Below are 23,358 nucleotides of genomic sequence, written 5' to 3'. Positions count from 1 at the left end.
GTCCGCCCTCGGCGCGTTGTCACATAGACACGTTTAATGGGCGGCAAGGCCTGCCCGGGACATTCCCGTATGTATCTGGAGGAACACCCATGACCACCTTCGTGGACCGCGTCGAGCTGCACGTCGCCGCGGGTAACGGGGGCCACGGCTGCGCCTCCGTTCACCGGGAGAAGTTCAAGCCGCTCGGCGGCCCCGACGGCGGAAACGGCGGCCGTGGCGGTGACGTCATCCTCGTGGTGGAGCAGGCGGTCACCACCCTGCTGGACTACCACCACAGCCCGCACCGCAAGGCCACCAACGGTCAGCCCGGCGCCGGCGACAACCGCTCCGGCAAGGACGGCCAGGACCTGATCCTGCCCGTGCCGGACGGCACCGTCGTCCTCGACAAGGAGGGCAACGTCCTCGCCGACCTCGTCGGCCAGGGCACCACCTACGTCGCAGGTGAGGGCGGCCGCGGCGGCCTCGGCAACGCGGCCCTGTCGTCGGCGCGCCGCAAGGCGCCCGGCTTCGCGCTCCTCGGCGTCCCCGGCACCACCGGTGACATCGTCCTGGAGCTCAAGACCGTCGCCGACGTGGCGCTGGTCGGTTTCCCGAGCGCCGGCAAGTCCTCGCTGATCTCGGTGCTCTCCGCGGCCAAGCCGAAGATCGCGGACTACCCGTTCACCACCCTGGTCCCGAACCTGGGCGTCGTCACGGCCGGCTCGACGGTCTACACGATCGCCGACGTCCCGGGCCTCATCCCCGGCGCGAGCCAGGGCAAGGGCCTCGGCCTGGAGTTCCTGCGCCACGTCGAGCGCTGCTCGATCCTCGTGCACGTGCTGGACACCGCCACCCTGGAGTCCGACCGCGACCCGGTGGCCGACCTCGACGTCATCGAGGAAGAGCTCAAGCTCTACGGCGGTGGCCTGGAGAAGCGCCCCCGCCTCGTGGTCCTGAACAAGGTCGACATCCCGGACGGCCAGGAGCTCGCCGACATGGTCCGCCCGGACCTCGAGGCGCGCGGCTACAAGGTCTTCGAGGTTTCCGCGGTGTCCCGTACGGGCCTGAAGGAACTCTCGTACTTCCTCGCCGAGGTCATCGCCAAGGCCCGCGCCCGCAAGCCGAAGGAGGAGGCGACCCGCATCGTCATCCGTCCGAAGGCCGTCGACGACTCCGGCTTCACCGTCACCTACGACGAGGTCGAGGACGTCTACCAGGTGCGCGGCGAGAAGCCGGAGCGCTGGGTCCGCCAGACCGACTTCAACAACGACGAGGCCGTGGGCTACCTCGCCGACCGCCTCGCCCGCCTCGGCGTCGAGGAGGCGCTGAAGAAGGCCGGCGCCCGCGCCGGTGACGGCGTCGCCATCGGCTCCGAGGAGAACTCCGTCGTCTTCGACTGGGAGCCGACCATGATGGCCGGCGCCGAGATGCTGGGCCGCCGTGGCGAGGACCACCGCCTGGACGCGCCGCGCCCGGCCACCACGCGCCGCAAGGACAAGGAAGCCAAGCGCGGCGACTCCGCCCAGCAGGAGTACGACGAGTTCCGACCCTTCTAGGACATGTCCGGATCCTGACGGCGGTCCGCCGCCGTCAAGGGTCCGACGGGGGTCTTGAGGCGACCTTTACCCGGGTCGCCTAGGATCCAGCGGGTGACCAGCATCAATCCCGCCACCGTCTCCGTCGTGGTGATCGCGTACAACGACGCCGGGCTCGTGGGCGAGGCCGTCTCCTCGGCTCTCGACCAGGGCCCGGTGGTCGACGAGGTCATCGCGGTCAACGACGCCTCGTCCGACGACACCGGGCGGGTCCTGGACGAGCTGGCCGCCCGCCATCCCCGCCTGAAGGTCCTGCACCGCACGGAGAACAGCGGCGGCTGCGGGACCCCGCGCAACGACGGGATCGCGGCCGCGACCGCCCCGTACGTCCTCTTCCTCGACAGCGACGACGTCCTGCCGCCCGGCGCGGCGGACGCCCTCGTGAGAGCCGCCGAACGGCACCGCGCGCCGGTGACGGTCGGCGCGTGCGTCCGGCGGGAGCTGCCGCAGCGTCAGGACGTGCCCTGGGTACCGGGGCTGTACACCGCGGGCGACGTCATCGAACGGCCCGCCGACCGGCCCGAACTGGTCCGCGACACCCTCTGCGTCAACAAGCTGTACGCGCGCGCCTTCCTCGACGAGCACGACATCCGCTTCCCCGACGGCCGCTTCGTCTACGAGGACTTCGTCTTCACCGCCCGCGTCCTGGCCGCCGTGCCCCGCGTCGCCGTGATCGACGACCTCGTCTACGTCTGGCACGTGCGCCGGTCCGCCGCCCAGGTGTCGATCTCCCTCGACCGCAAGGACGTCGCCAACTGGCTCTCCAGGATCGAGGCGCACCGCACCGCCGCCCGGATCCTCACCGCCTCCTCGCCGGAACTGGGGCACGCCTGCCAGGTCAAGTTCCTGGAGTACGACCTGCGCATGTACCTGCGCGAACTCGGCGAGGACCCCGACTACCAGGCCGCCTGGTGGACCGCGACGCGCGACTACCTCGACGGGTTCACGGACGCCGACGTCGAGGCCGCCGGGGCGCACGCGCGCTGGATCGTACGACTGCTGCGGGCCACTCCGAAGCCGCCCGCCGACGTGGAGCGGCTGACCCGCTTCGCCGCCGAGCCCCCGCGGCTGCTGCCGCCGTACGCGAGCACCCCGGAGGGGCTGCCCGTGTGGAGCGAGGAGCTCCCGGTGGTGCTGGACGGCATGGCGACGCTGCCGACCGGGGAACTCCCCGTCACCGTCGACGCCCGCCCGAGCGGAACCGCGGGCCTGCGGATCCGCGTCCACGACATGTACGGACGGCTCGCCGCCGCCGGGCCGCGCACCGCGTGGTTGGACTTCCAGGCGCGCTCGGGCGGGGACCCGGTCCTCGGCGAACCCGTGGAGTTGACCCCCGCGACCGACGGGGACGGCTGGACGGCCGAGCTGCCGTTCCGGCTCACCGCGCTCGCGGAGGCCGGACGGCGACGCGGCGGACACGGGATGCAGGCGTGGGGGGTGCGGATCGGAGTGCGGTGTGCGGACGGGAGCTCCCTCGTGATCCCGCCGCGGCCCCTCGACGACCTGCTGCGACGGCGGGCGCTGCCCAGCAGCCGGTACGGTGTTCTGCTGGCGCAGCCGTACCGCACGGCCGCGGGTTCGCTGGGCGTGCGGCTCGCGCCGGGCGCGTCCGGGGCCATGAGCCTCGTACGCAACCGCCTCGGCAGGTTCAAGGCAGGCCTGCGGTCGAGCTGACATAGGGACCCCGGTCGCAGACGGCCGGCGGAATCGGACAGGACTCGGGAGAACACGGCATGACTTTTCTGATCACCGGTGGCGCCGGATACATCGGCTCACACGTCGTCCGCGCGATGAGGCTCGCGGGGGAGGAGGTCGTCGTCCTCGACGACCTGTCCACGGGCAACGAGAACCGCGTCCCGGACGGCGTCCCGCTGGTCATCGGCTCGGTGCTGGACCGGCCGCTCCTGGACAAGACCCTCGCGGAGCACCGCATCACCGGCGTCGTCCACCTCGCCGGGAAGAAGCAGGTCGGCGAGTCCGTCGAGAAGCCGCTGTACTACTACCACGAGAACGTGCAGGGCCTCACGGTGCTGCTCCAGGCCGTGGCAGAGGCCGGCATCCGCAACTTCCTCTTCTCCTCCTCCGCCTCCGTCTACGGCATGCCCGACGTGGACCTGGTCACCGAGGACACCCCCTGCCTGCCGCTGAGCCCGTACGGCGAGACCAAGCTCACCGGCGAATGGCTCGTCCGCGCCGCCGGCAAGGCGCACGGCATCTCCACCGCCTGCCTGCGCTACTTCAACGTGGCGGGCGCCGCCACCCCCGAACTCGCGGACACCGGGGTCTTCAACCTCGTCCCGATGGTCTTCGAGCGCTACGAGGCCGGCGAGGGCGCCCGCATCTTCGGCGACGACTACCCGACCCCGGACGGCACCTGCATCCGCGACTACATCCACGTCGAGGACCTCGCGGACGCCCACGTGGTGGCGGCCCGCAAGCTCGCCGAGTGGGGCGCGCAGGGCGAGTACAAGGACCTCACCGTCAACATCGGCCGCGGCGAGGGCGTCTCCGTCCGCGAGATGGTCGAGTTGCTGAACGCCGACACCGGCAACGACTTCGCGCCGGTGGTCACCCCGCGCCGTCCCGGCGACCCGGCGAAGGTCGTGGCCTCCGCCGACAGGATCGCCGCCGAGCTGGGCTGGAAGGCCCGCCACGACGTCCGCGAGATGATCACCTCGGCGTGGGCGGGCTGGCAGGCCAACAGGGTGGCCGCGCAGCGCTAGGCCGCGCCTCCCCGGACCCCGTCGTCCGCTTCGGACATGCCACCGGCCCGCCGCCCCGATCACCCGGGCGGCGGGCCGGTGCGCGTGTCAGCGGGCCGGCGTGCGCACGATCCGGGAGACCGTCCGGCGGGCCTGCCGGCCGAGCCGGCGGTGCAGCGGCAGCGGTACCCGTACGGTGAGCGCCACCCCGTCCGCCGAGTGCACCGGCAGCTCCCGGCTGAACCCCCGGTCCCGTATCCGCAGCCGAACCTGCCACTCGCCCTCCGGCACGCCCCGCACCTGCGACCGCACCCGCAGCCGGCCGTCCGGATCGGCGACACCCACCGCCGGCGTGCTGAACGGGGCCCGGCCCGGCGCGTGCAGCACGAAGTCCACCGGCGCGCCCGCCGGCCAGCCCGGTATGGTCGCCGTCGCCTCCAGGACCGGGGCGCCCACGACCCGGGCGGCGGCTGTGCCGCGCGCGTCGCCGGCCAGCGGTATCCGGGTGGCGCCCAGGTCGAGGTTGACGTGCTGGTGAGCCTCGGAGTGGAACACCGTCGCGGCCTGCGGCGGCTCCCCGGGCGTGCCGTGCACGATCCGGGGCACCGGGGCGGCGTCGTACTCGGCGGCCTTCGGTCTCGGCAGCCAGGCCTCCTTGACGAGGGAGCCCGCCGCCACCGCGACCCGTACGGTCCATATGCCGTCGTCGAGCCGGAGGCCCTCGGCGGCCCGGTTGACGTCCACCGCCGCCTCGTAGCCACCCCGCTCGTCGGTCCGCGCCGCCGGTATCCGGATGGTGTGGCCCTGCCGCCGCAGCAGCAGCGACACATCCTGCTCCTCCGCGCCGCCCACGCCGTCGAGCCGGGCCGTCCCGCGCAGCCGCAGCACCGGACCGTCCCAGTCGTACGAGGCCAGCTCCTGCCGCAGCACCACCCGCGAGGTCAGGTCGTACAGCTCGTCGGGCAGGCCGGCGGCGGGGTCGCGGAAGAACGGGTAGGCGGCGAACGCCCGGCCGTCCTCGATCAGGGCCGGACCGAGCCCGTCCACGGTGTCGGCGGCGATGACGGCGGTCAGCTCAGGGGCGCGTCCCGCCCCGATCAGATGGGCGCGCAGCCGCAGCCGGGGCGGCAGCGCGGCGCTGACCCGCTCGGTCAGGTACGCCTCGACGAGCGGAGCGGCGGCCCGGACCATCGCCTCGCGGCCCGCCTCGTCGCGCGCCAGGTACGGCTCGGCGAACATGCCCAGCACCTCGCCGTGGAAGTGGCGCTCCATCAGCTTGTCCCGCTCGGGACCGGCCGGCACGTGGGCGGCCACCATCTCCAGGACCTCGCCGACGTAGGCCAGCTGCGCCACCCAGTCGGCATCCTGCTCGGTGGCGTTCGTGCCGTCGCCGCGCCCCTCCAGGTAGTAGCAGTCGTGATCGGCCACCACCGAAATCCGGCGGGCGTGCAGCAGGGCGTGCGCGCTGAACGGCACGTCCTCGCCGAGCAGCCGGCCTTCGGTGAACCGCAGCCGGTACTCCTCGACCAGGCTGCGGCGCCACAGCTTGTAGGCGGCGAGCGTCCAGTACACGGGGGAGTCGTAGAGGGAGACCTCGCCGCTGGTGGTGCGCAGGTCCACCGGGGCGGCCCGCCCGTTGATCCCGACGATCCGCCCGTACACGACGTCGGAGTCCTGCTCCTCGGCCATCGCGACCAGCCGCTCCAGGGCCTCCGGGCCCAGGTAGTCGTCCGAGTCGAGGAAGAACAGGTAGTCGCCGGTGGCCGCCTCGATACCGACGTTGCGCGGCTTCCCGGCGCCGCCGGAGGCCGGCTGGTGGATCACGGTGGTGTTCGGGTGTTCGGCCGCCCAGGCGTCCAGCCAGTCCCCGGAGTCGTCGGTGGAGCCGTCGTCCACGGCGATGACCTCGATCCGGTCCGCCGTCAGGGTCTGGGCGGCCACCGAGTCGAAGCAGCGCTGCAGGAAGCGCCGGGTGTTGTGCACCGGTACGACGACGCTGACGCTCACTGGGGAGCTCATGGGCGGTTCCTCGGATTGGTTGGTCACGTGGCTGGCTGTATCAGCGAGGGTATGTCGGCCGGCCGCCGCCGAGGAAGGGCCGAAGGGCCGGCGGCTCTCCTTCGGCGGACCGCGGCCCGGCCCGGCGCGCCGGTGGGCCGCGGTGGAAGAGACGAGGCCGCCCGCCCCGGAAGGATCCGGGGCGGGCGGCCTCGTACGTGTTCACCGGCGGGAGCTCAGCGCTCCAGGAAGGAGAACAGCTCCTCCCACCGGTCGGTGATCTCGGCGCTGGAGTAGCGCTTCACGTTCCGGAAGGCGGCGTCCCCGAGCCGGTCGCGCAGCTCGTGGTCCGACATCAGCGCGTCCAGGTGCGTGGCCAGCTCCATCGTGTTGCCCAGCCGGGCCAGCAGCCCGTCCTCGCCGTGGCTCACGATCTCCCGTACGCCCGGCGCGCAGTCGAACGCGGCCGCGGGCACGCCCGCCGCCATCGCCTCCAGCAGAGTGATGGGGAACCCCTCGGCCCGCGAGGCCTGCGCGAAGACCGAGGCCTCGCACAGCGCGCCCAGCACGTCGTCCGTGCTGCCCATCCACTCGACGCTCTCGTCCAGCCCGAGCGAGGTGCAGTGCGCCCGCAGCGCGGGCTCCTCCGGACCGGCCCCGTAGATCCGCAGGACCCAGTCGGGGTGCAGCGGGACGGCGTCCGCCCACGCGTCGAGCAGCAGGTCGAGGCCCTTCTCGAAGGCCAGGCGGCCGACGCTGGCGACGACCTTCGCGGTCCGCGGGGCGGGGGACTCCGGCATGAACGGCAGCGGGTTCGGCATGCTGCCCACGTTCTCCATGCCGGCCCTGATCCACAGGTCCGCGTCCTCCGGCGTCAGCACCAGCAGCCGGTCGACCTCCGTGTAGTGCAGGCGGACGCGTCCGCCCCGGCTGGACTTGGCGCTGGCCTCGAAGGACTCGTGGCTCATGCCGATGACGCTGAGCCCCTTGGTGTCGGCCAGCGTCACCCACTCCATCGCCCAGACCTGTGTGACGATCACCACGGCACCCGGGCGGGCCGCCTGGAACAGCGCGCCCATGGTGTCCGCCTTGGCCTGCATCTGCGCCCGGCGGGCCGACTGCCGGCGCCGCTCGGGGGCGTTCAGCCTGCCCTTGATGCCCTGGAGCCGGCGCGCCCCCGGGGGGCGGGCGGAGTACAGGGTCGTCGTCGCGTAGGGGAGGTCGCGCGGCAGCTTCTGCCGGAGCTCGTCCTCGACCGGCGCGATGCCGATGACGTGTACCCGGTGCCCCCGGTCGGTGAGCAGCCTGGCCATCTGGTGCGACCAGGTGGTCACGCCACCGAGCTCGTCCACGCTGTTGGCGACGAGGAAGACGTCACGTCCGCCCGAGACGGGGACGACGGACGGCTCGTCGGCGGTCTGCTGGCTCACTTGCCGCTCCTGGTGAAGAACTTCTCGACGATCTGGCGGGCCGCGTCCCCGCGGTCGTACTCGCCGAACTCGGTCAGGAAGCGCCGGCGCGCCTCCGCGTACTTGGTGTCGGCCTCGTCGAGGACGGCGACGGCCTGCATCAGCTCGTCGGCCGTGGCCACCACCGGGCCCGGGGCCTTCTCCTTGAGGTCGAAGTACGTGCCGCGGATGTCCGTGGAGTACTTCTCGTAGTCGTACGCGAAGAACACCATCGGCCGGTCCAGCACCGAGTAGTCGAACATCACCGACGAATAGTCGGTGATCAGCCCGTCCGCCAATTCCAGCAGCGGGGTGATGTCGTGGTGCCGGGACACGTCGATCACCCGGCCCGCGACGGACGGCGGCAGCGACACGCTGTTGAGGTAGTGCGTGCGCACCAGCAACGTGAAGCGGTCGCCGAGGCGATCGGCGAACTCATCCACGTCGAAGGGGAACGTGAAGCCCTCCACCGCGCCGTCCGCTTTCGACCGGAACGTCGGCGCGTAGAGCAGCACCTTCTTCTCCGGGTCGATGCCGAGCTCCGCCGCGAGCGGACCGCGGACGCGCTCCCCGGTGTCCGCCTCGGCGCGCTGCGCCTGGACCAGGGCGTCGTTGCGCGGGTAACCGGTGCGCAGCAGCACCTCGTCCCGCAGCCGGAAGCCCTTGGCCAGGGTGCGGGTGTCGTGCTCGGAACGGATCAGGAAGTGGTCGAAGCGGTCGACGGCGGCCTGGAAGCGGTCCTGGCCGGCCTTGCCCTGCGCCTTGGTCCGGGGCTCGTGGAAGCCCATCCGCTTGAGCGCGGAACCGTGCCAGGTCTGGATGTACGTGGTGCCCGCGCGCTTGGCCAGCGCCAGCGGGAAGCCCTGGTTGTCCACCCAGAACTCGGCCTGGGCCAGAGCCCGCAGGTACGGCCAGCTCCAGCGCCGCACCAGGGTGGCCTCCGGCGGGAAGCCGGTGGGCTTCGCGCCCGCGTACGACCAGATCCCGTCGAACCGCACGCCCTGGCGGACCATCTCCTCGTAGATGGCCTTCGGGCTGTCGCTGTACTGCTTGCCCATGTGGCTCTCGAAGACGACCGTGCCCTTCTTGATCGGCAGCTTCGAGAAGACCTCGTGGTAGATCTTGACCTTCTGCTCGCCCGAGCCTAGGTTGCGGCGGGCCTTGAGGGCGCGGCGCAGGTTGCGCTTGACCAGGCCCGCGGTCCTGCCGTGCATGGCGTTGTTGATCAGCGTCTGGGTGCGCACGGCGGCGGCGCCCTCGGCCGTCAGGACGTAGGAGAGGTTGCCCTTCTTGGTCATCTCCGGCTCGAAGCGGTCGGAGACCAGGCGGGTCAGCCTCGGGCGCACGCGCAGCCGGGCCGCCGACTCCAGGTCGAGACCGTCGACCGAGACGCGGGTGGTGATCTTGGTGCCGCCGGCGTTCAGCTTCAGCCGGACGTCCCACACGGCGTCGATGATGCCGAGGGGGCGCACCGTGCTCCCGACGTCCGCCGTCGTGCTCCACTCGATCTTGTCGTCGGCGCGGTGCACGGCCTCCACGGGGAAGCTGAACGAGCGCACCCCGATCTGGCGGCGGGCCCGGAATTCGAGGGTGGCCTTCAACGCGGTCCCGGCCTTGATGCGGCCGAGCGGGTTCACGATCGCCCCGGAGAGCGTGACCGTGCCGCGTCCGTCGTCCTCGTACGAGGTGAGGCGGTTGCCCAGGGCCATGGAGCCGAGCGGGGCGGTGTGGAAGCCCTGCGCGGTGACGTCCAGTATCCGGCGGCCCTCGACGTCGTCGAGGTGCTCGGCGCACCAGTAGACGCGCCCGTCGCGCTCGGCGAGCGGGGAGGTCAGCCGGCCGCTGTTCGTCATCGCGGCGGCGGCCGGGAGCAGGTTCTCCCAGTCCTCCTTGCCGAGCAGGTAGGCGCAGATGGCCTGGAGGTACGTGACGTTCTCGTACGCGGCGGGGTCGATGCCCGCCAGGTAGCCGTTGGCGAGGCGGGCGAACTCGTGCCGGTACGCGTCGTCGAGCAGCGGCAGGTCGCGCAGGTGCAGGACCAGGTCGTGCTTGAGGAACTTGGTGTCCTTCGCCGACTTGATCTGGTCGTGGCCCTTGGCGGCGAGCAGGTCGTCGACGCGGCGGTGGATCTCCATCCGGTGGACGAAGTTCTCGATCTCGTGCCGCCGGTTGCTGATCGACTTCGACGCGGCCTTCTCGACCACGTTCCAGAAGTAGACGTGGTTCGGGATCAGCGTGATGCGGCGGGCGGCGACGTAGGCCTGCGCGGAGAAGAGCAGGTCCTCGTAGTGGATGCCGACCGGGAACTTCAGGTCCTGCTCCAGCAGGAACGCGCGCCGGTAGCACTTGTTCGTGGAGAGGGTGTCGAAGACCAGCAGGTCCGGGTACTCGGTGATCGACTCCAGCGTGCGGGTGTGCGAGTAGATCCAGGGATACCACTCGGTGGTCTTGTTCGACCGGTTGTCCAGGTGCACGCGCACACACATGCCGGACACCAGGTCGGACCCGGTGCGCTCGGCGGCGGCCAGCATGTTCCGGCAGGCGTTCCGCTCGAGGATGTCGTCACTGTCCAGGAACATGACGTACGTACCGGTGGCCTGCTGGATGCCGTGGTTGCGGGGGGCGCCGCAGCCGCCGCTGTTCTCCGGCAACTGGTAGGCGCGCACCCTTTCCGGATGTGCCGCTTCAAGTTCTTTCGCGACCGAGAATGACCGGTCCTTGCTGCAGTCGTCCACGATCACGACTTCGACCCCATGCAGGGTCTGGTCCAAAACCGACTGGACGGCTGTCGGCAGACGCTCTGCGTCGTTGTAGACGATGACGACCACGGAGACGTCAGGCACGTGCACCTCGATCCCTTTGTTCCAATGCGTTTATCCCGACAAAGCTACCGTGTGCGGCACTCGACTCGGGCAGCGCGGCTCGGCCGTGCATACTTCTCAAGAGGTGGTGGTGTCGAGCCAGTCGTCGACAATCACCCGTTCGGATCCGGCAGGAAGTGTTCATGACCAAGCTGTCCGTAGTTGTTCCTTGCTACAACGAAGAAGCCGTCATCGACAGCTTCGACGCGGAGATCCGCAGGGTCCTCGACGCCCTGCCCATCGAGTACGAGGTTTGCTACGTCGATGACGGTAGCCGGGACGGCACGCTGGAGAAACTTCGCAAGATCGCCGCGGAGTACGGCGACCAGACGCGCTACGTCTCCTTCAGTCGTAACTTCGGCAAGGAGTCCGGCATGCTCGCCGGGCTGCGCGAGGCCACCGGCGACGCCGTGGTGATCATGGACGCGGACCTCCAGCACCCGCCGGAGCTCATCGCCACCATGCTGGAGCACTACCGGCAGGGACACGACCAGGTCATCGCCCGCCGCACCCGCGAGGGCGACAAGAAGGTCCGTTCCGCCCTCAGCCGCATGTACTACCGAGGCGTCAACCGCTGGGTGGACGTCGAGCTCACCGACGGGGTCGGCGACTTCCGACTGCTCTCGCGCCCCGCCGTGGACGCCCTGCTCGCGCTCCCCGAGTACAACCGCTTCTCCAAGGGACTCTTCTCCTGGATCGGCTTCGACACGGTCCACTTCGACTACCGCAACGCCCAGCGCGAGGCCGGCGAGACGAAGTGGAAGTTCGGCGCCCTGCTGAACTACGGCATGGACGGGTTGATCTCCTTCAACAACCGTCCGCTCCGGATCGGGATCTGGCTCGGCGTGTCGTTGGTCGCACTCACGGGCCTATACGCCCTGTGGACCACCGTGATGGCGATCACGTACGGGGTCGAGTCGCCGGGTTACGTCACGCTCGTGGCGCTCATCACAGGCCTGGGCGGCGTGCAGATGATCATGCTTGGGCTGATCGGCGAGTACATCGGCCGCATCTACTACGAGTCCAAGCGCCGCCCGCACTTCCTGGTCAAGGAGGCGCACGGCGCGGAGCGGGTGCCCGGCGTCTCCGAAGCCGTGATCTCGGAGCGCAGCCGCCGATGACTTCGAACGTCCCCGCTCCCGGTCACCCGCCGGTGACCGGGAGCGCCCCGGCGCCCCCGAGCACCCGACGGGAACAGCTGGGGCAGATCGTCCGCTTCGGCCTGGTGGGCGGCGTCAACACAGCGACCTTCTTCGGCATCTACCTGCTCCTGCACCCGTGGATGCCGTACTTCGCCGCGTACACGCTCGCCTTCCTGCTGTCGATGGTCGGCTCGTTCTTCATGAACACCTACTTCACCTACCGGACCCGGCCCACGTGGAAGAAGTTCGCGCTCTTCCCGCTGACGAACATCACCAACTACGTGATCCAGTCGGTCGGCCTGTTCGTCCTGGTGCAGTGGGCCGGCATGGACGACCGGATCGCCCCGCTCGTCGCGGCCGTCGTGGCCATCCCGTTCACCTTCCTGCTGTCCCGCAAGATCCTGGTCCCGGGCGCCGCCGCCGCGACGGAAACCGAGCCGGTCCGCGGTTCGTCCACCCTCTGAAACCCGCGCGCGGCCCCGACGGGCCACCCCGTAGATTGAGTTCCCGGCACCTGCGGCAAGGCGCCGGGAACATCAGGCAAGGGGCAAGGGGACAGACGTGTCAGCGGCTAGGCAGAGCGTCGTGGACGCCCGCAGGATCGTGGTCAAGGTCGGCTCCTCCTCCCTGACCACCGCCACCGGCGGCCTCGACGCGGACCGGGTGGACGCCCTGGTCGACGTACTGGCCAAGGCCCGCAGCGGCGGCGAGAAGGAGATCGTCCTGGTCTCCTCCGGCGCCATCGCCGCCGGCCTCTCCCCGCTGGGCCTGCGCCGCCGCCCCACCGACCTGGCCCGCCAGCAGGCCGCCGCCAGCGTCGGACAGGGCCTGCTCGTCGCCCGGTACACCGCCTCCTTCGCCCGCTACGGCGTCCGCGTCGGCCAGGTCCTCCTGACCACCGACGACACCAGCCGCCGGGCGCACTACCGCAACGCCTACCGGACGCTGGACCAGCTCCTCGCCATGGGCGCGCTCCCGGTGGTCAACGAGAACGACACCGTCGCCACGGACGAGATCCGGTTCGGCGACAACGACCGGCTCGCCGCCCTGGTCGCCCACCTCGTCCGCGCCGACCTGCTCGTGCTGCTGTCCGACGTGGACGGCCTCTACGACGGCGACCCCTCGCTCCCCGGCACCACCCGCATCGACGAGGTGCGCGGCCCCGAGGACATCGCGCACGTCTCCATCGGCAGCGCCGGCAAGGCGGGCGTGGGCACCGGCGGCATGGTCACCAAGGTCGAGGCCGCCCGCATCGCGGCGGCCGCCGGCATCCCCGTCGTCCTGACCTCCGCCAGCCAGGCCACCGACGCCCTCGCCGGGCGCGGCACGGGCACCCTCTTCCACTCCACGGGCCGCCGCTCGGCGGACCGGCTGCTCTGGCTCCAACACGCCTCCACCCCCCAGGGGCACCTCGTACTGGACGACGGGGCGGTCCGCGCCGTCACCGAACGCGGCAGTTCCCTGCTGGCCGCCGGGATCGCCGGCGTCGAGGGCGACTTCGTCGCCGGGGACCCGGTCGAACTGCGCACCACCGACGGCCGCGCCGTGGCCAGGGGGCTGGTCAACTTCGACGCCAAGGAACTCCCGCAACTCCTCGGCCGCTCCACTCGCGAGCTCGCGCGGGAGCTCGGACCCGCGTACGAGCGGGAGGTCGTCCATCGTGACGATCTGGTCCTGCTGCAGGGCTGAGGTTCGGCAAAACCGCCGCGCGGCCGGCCGAGGACTGGTCAACTGTGTGGGGCGGACACGCGTAGCGCAGACAGGAGGCGGCTGGTGAGACGAGCGCTGACCAGCGTCGGCACCGGGGACGGTGACGGCGGCGTTGGCGGGGGCGGCAACGGGGACGGGCCGGACACCTCTCGCCTCTGGCACGTCACCCTGAGCGTCTCCGGCAAGCCGGCGCCGTTGTCCGAGGTCCGGCGCGGGCTGGAACAGCTCGCCCACGACCATCCCTTCCTGCTGACCAGCCGGTACGCCGACGACCACGCCGAGATCCGGTACTGGGAGGAGGCCCGCGACCTGCACGACGCGGCCGCCGTCGCCCTGCGGCTCTGGGGCGAGCACCGGTCCTCGGCGCAGCTCCCGCCCTGGGAGATCGTCGGCCTGGAGGTCATCGACCGCGCGACCTACCACCAGCGCGTGGCCGAGGGCTACGGGCCGCCCCCGGCCCACCCCGTGGGCGTGCACCCCTACTGAACGCGAGCGCGGGACGGGTGAGGGCGCCCGCGCGACACCGCCGCCCCGCCGTGACACCCCCGTCTCGCCGCTGCTCGTCCCGCCCCGCCGCGTCCCGCCCCGCCGCGGCCCGTCGCGCGACGGCCCGTCGCGGGCGACGGCCCGACTCCCGGGGTGTCCCGTCTCGCGGGGTGGAATCCCGTCGGACCGGCCCGGACCGGGGCTTACCCTGGGCCGCATGACCTCGCTCGACGACGCCACCGCAGCCTCCCCCGTGATCGCCACCGCGCGAGCAGCCCGGACGGCCGCCGCAGCCATCGCCCCACTCCCGCGGTCCGCCAAGGACACGGCCCTCCTGGCCATCGCGGACGCGCTGGAGGCCCGTACCGCGGAGATCGTCGAGGCCAACGCCCTCGACACCGCCAAGGCCCGGGAGGCGGGCACGAGCGAGACCGTCATCGACCGCCTCACCCTGACCCCCGAGCGCGTCGCCGCGATCGCCTCCGACGTCCGCGACGTGGCCGCCCTCCCGGACCCCGTCGGCGAGGTCGTCCGCGGTTCCACCCTCCCCAACGGCATCGACCTCCGCCAGATCCGGGTACCGCTCGGCGTCGTCGGCATCATCTACGAGGCCCGCCCCAACGTCACCGTCGACGCCGCCGCACTCTGCCTCAAGTCCGGCAACGCCGTTCTGCTGCGCGGCAGTTCCTCCGCCTACGCCTCCAACAGCGCCCTCGTCGCCATCCTCCGGGACGCCATCGAGTCCGCCGGACTGCCCGCCGACGCCATCCAGCTCGTCCCCGGGGAGTCCCGCGACTCCGTCCGCGAGCTGATGCGCGCCCGCGGCCTCGTCGACGTGCTGATCCCGCGCGGCGGAGCCTCGCTCATCAAGACCGTCGTCGAGGAGTCCATCGTCCCGGTCATCGAGACCGGCACGGGCAACTGCCACGTCTACGTCGACGCCCAGGCCGACCTCGCCATGGCCGTGGACATCCTCGTCAACTCCAAGGCGCAGCGCCCCTCGGTCTGCAACTCCGCCGAGACCCTCCTGGTCCATCGGGACATCGCCGCCGCGTTCCTGCCGCTCGCCCTCGACGCCCTCGCGGACGCCGGAGTGACCGTCCACGGCGACGGCGAGGTCCTCGCGTACGCCGAAGGGACCAAGGTCACCGCACTGCCCGCCACCGACGAGGACTGGGCGGCCGAGTACCTCTCCTACGACATCGCCGCGGCCGTCGTGGACTCCCTCGACGACGCCGTCACCCACATCCGCCGTTGGACGTCGGGGCACACCGAGGCGATCGTCACCACCTCGCAGGCCGCCGCGCGCCGCTTCACCCAACTGGTCGACTCGACCACGGTGGCGGTGAACGCCTCCACCCGCTTCACGGACGGTGGCCAGTTCGGTTTCGGCGCGGAGATCGGCATCTCCACGCAGAAGCTGCACGCCCGGGGCCCGATGGGCCTTCCGGAGCTCACCTCCACCAAGTACATCGTCACCGGAGACGGTCACGTTCGGTAGTCGGACCCCGAACGTCGGGTGGCCGGGATTCGGCGGACACCCTGCCCAAAGCGGCCCCCCAGGTCTACGCTGGTCCCGTGCCGGACGACGTGGGGGGCAAGCCGTTCCCGGACGACGGGGAGCCCGACGACGACCGCGGAGGCGCGGATCAGCACTTCGCCTCCGTGGTGTTCGACGAGGCCTTCGTCCGGAACGCCGAGATCCATGAACCGAGCGCGGCCGAGCGCCAGCGGGCCGCGGACCGGGCGCGTGCCGAGGCCGAGGCCGCACGCGTGGCCGGCGGTTGGACGACCGAGGACGAGCACGACGGGTACTCCTACGGCCACCCCGACGGGTACGGCCTCGACGAGCCGGGCTGGGAACACGGCCCCTACGGCCACGGCCACGGCCACGGCTACGCGGAAGGCCCTTACGGCGTCTACGGCGGCAGCATGCGCCCCTACCGCGGCCGGGCACCCTGGCTGCGCCCCGTCGCCTGGGTGCTCGCCTTCGTGATGGGCCTCGGAATGATCGCGCTCGCCTTCAGCGCCGTGTACCGCAGCGCCTCAGGAGACGCGGACCACGCACCCGCCCCAGCCAGCACCCCGCAGCGCGAAGTGACCGGCGTCGGAGCGTTTACCTACCCCGTCGGCCGCCAACCCTGAAAGTACGCCCCGCTTGCGTTCACCGGATTCGGGGGCTTCTCTGAAGCGGGGACAGCGGGGAGAAGCGATGGCCGTTCCAGGAGATCCACCCAACGGCGCCCCCGACGGCATCGGCGAGGGCGATGACGAGTTCCGGTCGGACGAGTTCCGGTCGGTCGTGTTCGACGAGAACTTCGTGCGGGCCGCGCGGCTCCAGGAGTACTCCGCCGAGGAACGCATGGGCGAGCACGCCCGGGCGGTCCGCAGCCGCTCCCTCTGGACGGGAGGCGGCTCCTCGGGCCATCACGACGGCACACCGAGCCACGGTGCCCGCCAAGGCCTGCTGATCGTGCTCCTCATCGCCACGGCCTTCGCCGCCGCCGTCTACATGGGCCTGCGCAGCCCGTACGTGCCCGCGCCCGGCACCACCGCGGAACCGCTCGCGGCCACGATCGTCCCGCTCGCACCGACCACCGCCGTGCCCGGCGGGAATCCGGCCGACCTGTTCGCGAAGAGCCCGGCGGCCGAGTACCGCATCGGGGCGGCCGGGATCACCCTGCCGGCCGTACGCCGCACCCACCATTTCAGCGAGAGCCAGATCGTCTCCGCGCTGTCCATCGCCAAGGACTACCTGGTGCAGTCGGCGCTGGACCCGGACGTGCTCGCCGGGACCGCCTCACGGCCCGTGCGGGTGCTGCTCGACCCCGACCAGCTCGCACAGTTCGACCGGAGCATGACCGCGCCCGTCGGTGACGGGAGGCACGCCGCCACCGGATGGCTGGTGCGCTTCGACCCCGCCGTCGCGGCCGTGGCCGACCCCAGGGTCCGGGTGAGCGGAACCCTCGCCTACCAGGAGGTTTCCGCCCAGGTGCTGGAGGTCACCACCGACCACACCTTCGTCTACGCCGTACGCTCCGCCGGCGGGCAGCCGTCGGCCGCCGACGGCGCCTCGCTCTTCACCGTCCGGCGGGAACTGCGGCTGCGGCTCGACCGCGAGGACCTCGTCGCACGCCGGGCGGAGCTGGCCTCCGCCTACGTGATGGCAGGCCCCCAGGACTGCGCCTCCGAGCCCGCGGCGGGCTTCCGGCCGCTGCTCGCCGGGGCCGGACCCACCACCGTCGGCCCGGCCGCGAGCGACCCGTACGCCTCCGGCCACCCGCGGCGCTCCGCCGGGCTCTGCGGGGTCCTGGCGCCGCCCACGAACCCCCAGGACCCTCCTCCGCCGGCAGCCGTCGGCCCCGTCAGCCCGGCTGTTCCGTAGCGCCGCCGGGGGCGCCCTTGCCCTCGCCGGCGCCCGCGGAACCGTTCGCCGCGCCGGCGCCGGCCCCGGTGAACTTGTCCCGGAGCTTGCCGCCCAGGTCGCCCGCACCGCCCGCGAGGTCGCCGACCAGCTTCATCAGCGGGTCCTTGCTGGTGCGCACCGAGTCGGCGTAGTGCGAGGCGGACTGCCGGAAGGAGTCGCTCACCGAGGCGTCCTTGTCCTCGTCCCGCCGCGGGTAGTGGCCGTCCATGATCCGCTGGTAGTCGCGGTTCTGCGACCACTTCTTCAACTCGGCCGCGCGGACCGTGGTGAAGGGGTGCGAACGCGGCAACACGTTGAGGATCTTCAGCACGGAGTCCCGCAGGTCCCCGCTCGACTCGTACTCCTCGGCCTGGGCCAGGAAGGCGTCCACGTTCATCTCGTGCAGGTGGTTGCCGCCCGCGATCTTCATCAGGCCGCGCATCGAGGCGTTCACGTCCTGACCCACCAGCAGCCCGGCCCGGTCCGCCGACAGCTCGGACTTGCGGAACCACTCCCGCAGCGCGGTGACGAGCGCCATGATCGCCACATTGCCCAGCGGGATCCACGCGACCTTCATCGCCAGACCCGTCAGGAACAGCAGCACCGTGCGGTAGACGGCGTGCCCGGACAGCGCGTGGCCCACCTCGTGGCCCACGACCGCCCGCATCTCCTCCTCGTCGAGGAGTTCGACGAGGCCCGTCGTGACGACGATGATCGGCTCGTCCAGCCCGATGCACATGGCGTTGGGCTTCGGGTCCTGCTGCACGTACATCTGCGGGACCTTCTCCAGGTCCAGGATGTAACAGGCGTCCCGCAGCATCCCGTGCAGGTGCGGGAACTGGGTTTCGCCCACCCGCACCGACTCCGACAGGAACAACAGCCGCAGGCTGCGCTCGGGCAGCAGCCCGCTCAGCGCCTTGAACACCGTGTCGAAGCCGCTGAGTTTGCGCAGCGCGACCAGCGCCGAGCGGTCCGCCGGATGTTCGTACGCCCGCGAGGAAATGCCGGGGAACCTCCTGCGGTTCCGCGCCGGCACCTTCTCGAAACCGGTGTCCGTCATCTTGCCCTCCCCCTTGATCGACCTGTCCGCTTCTGCGTCCATCCTCTCCAACGTCCGAGTCGGCGTGAGCGTGCCCAGGGGCCCCGCATACGATGTGAGCGAAGTCTCCGCCCGGTCCCCGACTCGATAGGTATCTGCCTGATGAGCCTCTCCACCACCGCCCACAACCTGGTCGTTCTCGCCTCGGAGGGTGGCGCCGAGCACGGCGGCAACCACGACAGCCTGAGCCCGTACCTGACCGGTGGCGGCGCGTTCGTGATCCTGCTGCTGATGCTCTGGGTGACCACCCGCCTGAACCGCGACCGCTAGACGGCCCAGTGCCGTGACCGGATGGGTTTGCCGCCTCACCGGGCCAGTAGGCTCTGCGCTCATGGGAGAGCAGGAAATGCCTACCGGCCCGGTCAAGCGCCGGCTCGGCGTGATGGGCGGGACGTTCGACCCGATCCACCACGGACACTTGGTCGCCGCCAGCGAGGTGGCCGCCCTCTTCCACCTCGACGAGGTGGTGTTCGTACCGACGGGCGAGCCGTGGCAGAAGTCGCAGCGGGCCGTGTCGCCCGCCGAGGACCGCTATCTGATGACGGTCATCGCGACGGCTTCCAACCCGCAGTTCTCGGTGAGCCGCATCGACATCGACCGCGGCGGCCCCACCTACACGATCGACACCCTGCGGGACCTCAAGGCCATCAACGACGACGCGGACCTGTTCTTCATCACCGGCGCCGACGCCCTCGCGCAGATCCTCACCTGGCGCAACGCCGACGAGCTCTTCTCGCTGTCGCACTTCATCGGCGTCACCCGTCCGGGTCACGTGCTCACCGACGACGGTCTGCCCGAGGGCGGCGTCTCCCTGGTGGAGGTCCCCGCGCTGGCCATCTCGTCCACAGACTGTCGTGCGCGGGTCGCCAAGGGCGATCCTGTCTGGTATTTGGTGCCGGACGGTGTCGTGCGCTACATCGACAAGCGTGAGCTGTATCGGGGAGCCTGAGCTTCCGGTTTCGGAGAGAGGGGCCCGCGGTGAACGACCGACAGGATCCGTACGACCCGTACGCAGCCCAGGAGCGGCAGCTCATCGGCTACGACGCGTACGGTCAGCCGGTGTACGGACCGGTGCCCGCGCAGCCCGCCGACCAGGCGCCCCGGTACGAGCAGCAGCCGGGCCCCTCGTACGAGCAGCAGCGGTACGCGCAGCCGTATCAGCAGGAGTATCAGCAGTACGAGCAGCCGCAGCAGTACGGCTACGACCAGCAGGCGTACGGGCAGCAGTACCAGGCGCCGCAGCAGACCTCCCCGGGCGATCCGGGCCGGGAGCACGCCGGGGAGCCCTACGCCCAGGCCCCAGACCAGGGGTACGACACCCCGCGGTCCCCGCAACAGACCCGGCAGTGGATCCCGCGGCAGGGCGCCCCGCAGGCGCCCGCCGAGCCCGATCCGGCCCCGGAGCCCGCCGCGTCCCGGGTCCCCGAGCCGCGCCGGCCCGACGCCGGATCCGAGGGGGACCGGGACTACGACACCGGGATGTTCGCCTTCATCGACCAGCCGGACGAGGAGTCCGACGACGTCATCGACTGGCTGGCCTTCACCGAGAGCCGCACCGAGCGCCGCGAGGAGATCCGCCGCCGGGGCCGCAACCGGGTGGTCGCGCTGATCGTCGTCCTCGCCGTGTTCGTCGTCGGCGGCCTCGGCTACCTCTGGTACGCGGGCAAGCTCCCCTTCCTCGACGGCCCCGGGGAGAAGAAGGGCGCCGCGGCGGCCCCCGGCGCCCAGAAGCGCGACATGATCGTCGTCCACGTGCTCAACACCAAGAAGGGCGGCACCTCCACGGCGCTGCTCGTCGACAACGTCACCACCGGGCAGGGCGCCACCGTGCTGGTGCCGAACACCCTCGGCTTCCCCCAGACGGACGGCACGGGGACCACCCTCGGCAAGTCCGTCGAGGGCGGCGGCCTCGGCACCAAGGACTCCCTCGACTCGGCCCTCGGCACCCACATCGGCGGTACCTGGCGTCTGGACACCCCCTTCCTGGAGAGCCTGGTCGAGCTGATCGGGGGCATCGAGGTGGACACCGACACCGCGGTCCCGGCCGACGACAAGGCCAAGACCCCGGCGGTGGGCAAGGGCCCCAAACAGAGCCTCAACGGCGCGATGGCCGTGGCGTACGCCACCCACCGCGGCCAGGGCGAGCCGGAGGTCAGGCAGTTGGACCGGCTGGGCAAGGTGCTGTACGCGGTCCTGCGGAAGATCCCCTCCGACCCGAAGGCGGCGGCCACCACGGTCGAGAGCATGGGCCAGATCCTGGACCCGGCCCTCGACGCGCAGAACCTCGGCGGCCTGCTGTCGCGGATCGGCGAGCACGCCAAGGTGGGCGACTACCGCACCGACGTCCTCGGGGTGAAGCCGGACGGCGGCCTCACCGACGAGGCCAACAAGAAGATCGTCAAAGAGGTCCTCGGCGGCTCCGCCACGGCCGCACCGCCCGGCGCCACCCCCCGGGTGGGTCTCAGGGACGCCACCGGGAACGAGAAGACACAGAACGCGGCGAAGGCGGCCCTGCTCAACGGCGGCTACACCTTCGTCGACGGAGGCAAGGCCGACGACACGGCCGGGACCTCGCAGATCACCTACCAGGACGACGCCCAGCGGGAGCGCGCCGTCGAGGTGGCCAAGACACTGGGGCTGCCGGAGACCGTCGTGAAGAAGGCCGAGAACGTCGTCAACGCGGACGTCGTGGTGGTCCTGGGCCGGGACTACAAGGCGTCCTGACGCCCCCGATCCGGCCCTGAGCTGTGATTTCGCCCGCGCGGAACGTTCCGCGCGGGCGGGGTCGGCGGTACATGAGACCCTTGTAAGGATCTGCCCGCCAACCCGAAAGCATGGCCAGTGACCGCCACGGACCGCTCCATCGAGCTCATCACCGCCGCCGCCCAGGCCGCGGCCGACCGGCTCGCGCACGACATCATCGCGTACGACGTCAGCGACGTGCTGTCGATCACCGACGCCTTCCTGCTCGCCTCCGCGCCCAACGACCGCCAGGTCAAGTCGATCGTGGACGAGATCGAGGAACAGCTGCTCAAGAAGCTCGGCGCCAAGCCGGTGCGCCGTGAGGGCGACCGCGACGCCCGCTGGATCCTGCTGGACTACGTCGACATCGTCGTCCACGTCCAGCACAGCGAGGAGCGCGTCTTCTACGCGCTGGAGCGCCTGTGGAAGGACTGCCCCGAGATCGAGCTCCCCGAGGACGCCAAGCTCACCATCGGCAAGGCCGAGGAGCACGCCAAGCTGCGCGAGGCGCAGGGCGACGACGAACTGGACGGTGATCTGTTCTGAGCGGGACCGACACGGGCACGACCACGTCGACCGGGACGGACACCTCGTCCGGCTCCGGCTCGGGCAGGACCGGCAGGAAGATCGTCCTCTGGCGACACGGTCAGACCGCCTGGAACCTGGAGCGCCGCTTCCAGGGCTCCACGGACATCGAGCTGACCGACACCGGTGTGGCGCAGGCGCGCCGCGCCGCCCGGCTGCTCGCCTCGCTGAAGCCGGACGCCATCGTGGCCTCCGACCTGCGGCGGGCCGCGGACACGGCCGCCGAACTGGCCGCCGTCACGGGGCTGGCGGTGGACCACGACGAGGCGCTGCGCGAGACGTACGCCGGCGAGTGGCAGGGCCTCACGCACGACGAGATCCTCGCGAAGTACGGCGAGCAGTACGCGGCGTGGAAGCGCGGCGAGCCCGTCCGCCGCGGCGGCGGGGAGTTGGAGACCGAGGTCGCCGACCGGGCCGCCCCGGTCGTGCTGCGCCACGCCGACCGGCTGCCGCAGGGCGGCACGCTGGTCGTGGTCAGCCACGGCGGCACCATCCGCACGACCATCGGCCGCCTGTTGGGCCTGGACTCGTACCACTGGGAGGGTCTCGGCGGGCTCTCCAACTGCTGCTGGTCCGTCCTCGGCGAGGGTGCGCGCGGCTGGCGTCTGATGGAGCACAACGCCGGCACGCTGCCGGAACCGGTGCTCGGCGACGACGACTGAGCGCTGCTCGCGGAGGCTTCCACCCGGATTTCACTTTCCGGCTGGTCACAGGCTAGAGTTCTTCTTGTTCGCAGCGCGGAACACCGGAAACGGGGGAAGCGTGGCGGAGAGCGGGGCTATAGCTCAGTTGGTAGAGCGCCTGCATGGCATGCAGGAGGTCAGGAGTTCAATTCTCCTTAGCTCCACAATCAGGATCCCGTCCCCAACTGGGGGCGGGATTCTTGCGTTTGTTCCTTTTGCGTCGGCTGACCTGGCCCGTACCGGCATGGCAGAATCGGACGGCCGGAGGGGGACACGACGGCCCGACGCGGGAGGGAGTCGCTGACGGATGGGTGCACACCGGCGGCGGTGCGACTGGTGCAACAACGGCACGCCGATCGTGCGTGACATGGACCCGGTCAATCCCGACTACCAGTACTGGTGCGAGGAATGCGCGCGGGCGCTGATCATAAAAGGCGACCCGATCGAGACCTACCGCGAGCTGGAAGGGGAACCGATCTACGGCCGCCTGCTCGACGAGCACTGCACGCTCAAGCGGTTCTATCAATTCGCGAGAGCGTGACCCGCGCGGCAGACGCGACCGGTACGGCGCGAGTGACCGGCGAGGCACGCGTGGCCCCTGGGGCACGCGTGGCCGGTACGGCGTGAATGTGTGACGGAGTGGAATATTTCGGACATGGCCCGAGGTCGCCGAAACCGATTTTTGGACCAGGGCCATGACCGTGTAATGTTTGGGACGTCGCCAAGGGGAACCGGCAAGGGAAACCGAAACGACAAGCACAACAAGGGGCTATAGCTCAGTTGGTAGAGCGCCTGCATGGCATGCAGGAGGTCAGGAGTTCAATTCTCCTTAGCTCCACAGTGAAGAGAAGCGGGGGCCCCCCCGCCGGGGGGGGGGGGGGGGGGGGGGGGGGGGGGGCGGCGGGGGGGGGGCGGGGGGCCC

Annotated in this window: 20 protein-coding genes and 2 tRNA genes; 18 read left to right on the top strand and 4 right to left on the bottom strand. The window is 71.2% G+C overall.

Annotated elements, in window-relative coordinates; translation table 11 throughout:
- The first annotated feature begins 89 nt into the window (after window positions 1-89).
- The 3 genes from obgE to galE all read left to right on the top strand — a co-directional run bounded on the left by obgE (window position 90) and on the right by galE (window position 4,297).
- Window positions 90-1,535: a GTPase ObgE gene (gene obgE, locus ACFYW3_RS07865; protein ID WP_389385829.1), complete on the top strand. Its 1,446-nt coding sequence runs from the start codon at window positions 90-92 to the stop codon at window positions 1,533-1,535.
- A 93-nt stretch (window positions 1,536-1,628) separates the two neighbouring features.
- Window positions 1,629-3,248, top strand: coding sequence for a glycosyltransferase family 2 protein (locus tag ACFYW3_RS07860; protein WP_389385828.1), 1,620 nt, complete (start codon window positions 1,629-1,631; stop codon window positions 3,246-3,248).
- A gap of 59 nt (window positions 3,249-3,307) precedes the next feature.
- Complete coding sequence (galE, locus tag ACFYW3_RS07855) at window positions 3,308-4,297, top strand: UDP-glucose 4-epimerase GalE (RefSeq protein WP_351755045.1); 990 nt, start codon at window positions 3,308-3,310, stop codon at window positions 4,295-4,297.
- 87 nt (window positions 4,298-4,384) lie between these two features.
- Here galE and ACFYW3_RS07850 read toward each other — a convergent pair whose 3' ends face one another.
- The 3 genes from ACFYW3_RS07850 to ACFYW3_RS07840 form a co-directional block, all read right to left on the bottom strand.
- The gene (locus tag ACFYW3_RS07850) at window positions 4,385-6,295 is read right to left on the bottom strand and encodes a glycosyltransferase family 2 protein (protein WP_389385826.1); all 1,911 of its coding nucleotides are present in this window, start codon (window positions 6,293-6,295) and stop codon (window positions 4,385-4,387) included.
- A gap of 215 nt (window positions 6,296-6,510) precedes the next feature.
- Window positions 6,511-7,704 (bottom strand): glycosyltransferase, encoded by a 1,194-nt coding sequence (locus ACFYW3_RS07845; protein WP_389385825.1) that lies wholly within the window; start codon window positions 7,702-7,704, stop codon window positions 6,511-6,513.
- Window positions 7,701-10,571: a bifunctional glycosyltransferase family 2 protein/CDP-glycerol:glycerophosphate glycerophosphotransferase gene (locus tag ACFYW3_RS07840; RefSeq protein ID WP_351758511.1), complete on the bottom strand. Its 2,871-nt coding sequence runs from the start codon at window positions 10,569-10,571 to the stop codon at window positions 7,701-7,703. Before ACFYW3_RS07840 ends, ACFYW3_RS07845 begins: the two co-directional genes overlap by 4 nt.
- 155 nt (window positions 10,572-10,726) lie before the next feature.
- Between ACFYW3_RS07840 and ACFYW3_RS07835 the strand changes: the two genes are divergently transcribed.
- The 7 genes from ACFYW3_RS07835 (at window position 10,727) to ACFYW3_RS07805 (ending at window position 17,306) form a co-directional block, all read left to right on the top strand.
- Entirely contained in the window at window positions 10,727-11,704 is a 978-nt protein-coding gene (locus tag ACFYW3_RS07835) for a glycosyltransferase family 2 protein (RefSeq protein ID WP_351758514.1), read from the top strand.
- Window positions 11,701-12,189, top strand: coding sequence for a GtrA family protein (locus tag ACFYW3_RS07830; RefSeq protein WP_351758517.1), 489 nt, complete (start codon window positions 11,701-11,703; stop codon window positions 12,187-12,189). Before ACFYW3_RS07835 ends, ACFYW3_RS07830 begins: the two co-directional genes overlap by 4 nt.
- Before the next feature lie 97 nt (window positions 12,190-12,286).
- On the top strand, window positions 12,287-13,414 hold the full coding sequence (gene proB, locus ACFYW3_RS07825) for a glutamate 5-kinase (protein ID WP_351375847.1): 1,128 nt from the start codon (window positions 12,287-12,289) through the stop codon (window positions 13,412-13,414).
- A gap of 42 nt (window positions 13,415-13,456) precedes the next feature.
- A complete protein-coding gene (locus ACFYW3_RS07820) occupies window positions 13,457-13,921 on the top strand; it encodes a hypothetical protein (RefSeq protein ID WP_351758589.1) in 465 nt (154 codons plus the stop codon).
- Window positions 13,922-14,138: 217 nt separating this feature from the next.
- Window positions 14,139-15,422, top strand: coding sequence for a glutamate-5-semialdehyde dehydrogenase (locus ACFYW3_RS07815; RefSeq protein ID WP_351758519.1), 1,284 nt, complete (start codon window positions 14,139-14,141; stop codon window positions 15,420-15,422).
- Between the two features lie 77 nt (window positions 15,423-15,499).
- Window positions 15,500-16,066: a hypothetical protein gene (locus ACFYW3_RS07810; RefSeq protein WP_389385823.1), complete on the top strand. Its 567-nt coding sequence runs from the start codon at window positions 15,500-15,502 to the stop codon at window positions 16,064-16,066.
- Window positions 16,067-16,133: 67 nt separating this feature from the next.
- Window positions 16,134-17,306, top strand: coding sequence for a hypothetical protein (locus tag ACFYW3_RS07805; RefSeq protein WP_351758524.1), 1,173 nt, complete (start codon window positions 16,134-16,136; stop codon window positions 17,304-17,306).
- Here ACFYW3_RS07805 and ACFYW3_RS07800 read toward each other — a convergent pair.
- On the bottom strand, window positions 17,287-18,387 hold the full coding sequence (locus ACFYW3_RS07800; RefSeq protein ID WP_351758592.1) for a M48 family metallopeptidase: 1,101 nt from the start codon (window positions 18,385-18,387) through the stop codon (window positions 17,287-17,289). The genes ACFYW3_RS07805 and ACFYW3_RS07800 overlap by 20 nt on opposite strands.
- Window positions 18,388-18,528: 141 nt before the next feature.
- Here ACFYW3_RS07800 and ACFYW3_RS07795 point away from each other — a divergent pair, with 141 nt between their 5' ends.
- From ACFYW3_RS07795 to ACFYW3_RS07760, 8 genes are all read left to right on the top strand, one after another.
- The gene (locus ACFYW3_RS07795) at window positions 18,529-18,696 is read left to right on the top strand and encodes a hypothetical protein (RefSeq protein WP_199826412.1); all 168 of its coding nucleotides are present in this window, start codon (window positions 18,529-18,531) and stop codon (window positions 18,694-18,696) included.
- 61 nt (window positions 18,697-18,757) lie between these two features.
- Complete coding sequence (nadD, locus tag ACFYW3_RS07790) at window positions 18,758-19,375, top strand: nicotinate-nucleotide adenylyltransferase (RefSeq protein ID WP_267798808.1); 618 nt, start codon at window positions 18,758-18,760, stop codon at window positions 19,373-19,375.
- 29 nt (window positions 19,376-19,404) lie between these two features.
- Window positions 19,405-21,150, top strand: a complete 1,746-nt coding sequence (locus tag ACFYW3_RS07785; protein ID WP_351758528.1) for an LCP family protein — start codon at window positions 19,405-19,407, stop codon at window positions 21,148-21,150.
- 117 nt (window positions 21,151-21,267) lie between these two features.
- Window positions 21,268-21,714, top strand: a complete 447-nt coding sequence (rsfS, locus tag ACFYW3_RS07780; RefSeq protein WP_053674983.1) for a ribosome silencing factor — start codon at window positions 21,268-21,270, stop codon at window positions 21,712-21,714.
- Window positions 21,711-22,415, top strand: a complete 705-nt coding sequence (locus ACFYW3_RS07775; RefSeq protein WP_389385976.1) for a histidine phosphatase family protein — start codon at window positions 21,711-21,713, stop codon at window positions 22,413-22,415. The genes rsfS and ACFYW3_RS07775 overlap by 4 nt, the downstream gene beginning before the upstream one ends.
- 112 nt (window positions 22,416-22,527) lie before the next feature.
- Window positions 22,528-22,600 (top strand) — tRNA-Ala (locus ACFYW3_RS07770).
- 143 nt (window positions 22,601-22,743) lie between these two features.
- Window positions 22,744-22,977: a hypothetical protein gene (locus tag ACFYW3_RS07765; protein WP_008738908.1), complete on the top strand. Its 234-nt coding sequence runs from the start codon at window positions 22,744-22,746 to the stop codon at window positions 22,975-22,977.
- 224 nt (window positions 22,978-23,201) lie between these two features.
- Window positions 23,202-23,274: transfer RNA gene (locus tag ACFYW3_RS07760), tRNA-Ala, on the top strand.
- Window positions 23,275-23,358: the final 84 nt, after the last annotated feature.

Origin of the sequence: Streptomyces sp. NPDC002602 (genome assembly GCF_042889445.1) — a bacterium.
In the GTDB taxonomy this organism is placed as follows: Bacteria; Actinomycetota; Actinomycetes; order Streptomycetales; family Streptomycetaceae; genus Streptomyces.
Note: the sequence above shows the minus strand (reverse complement) of the source record. Positions and strands in the feature narration are given on the sequence as shown.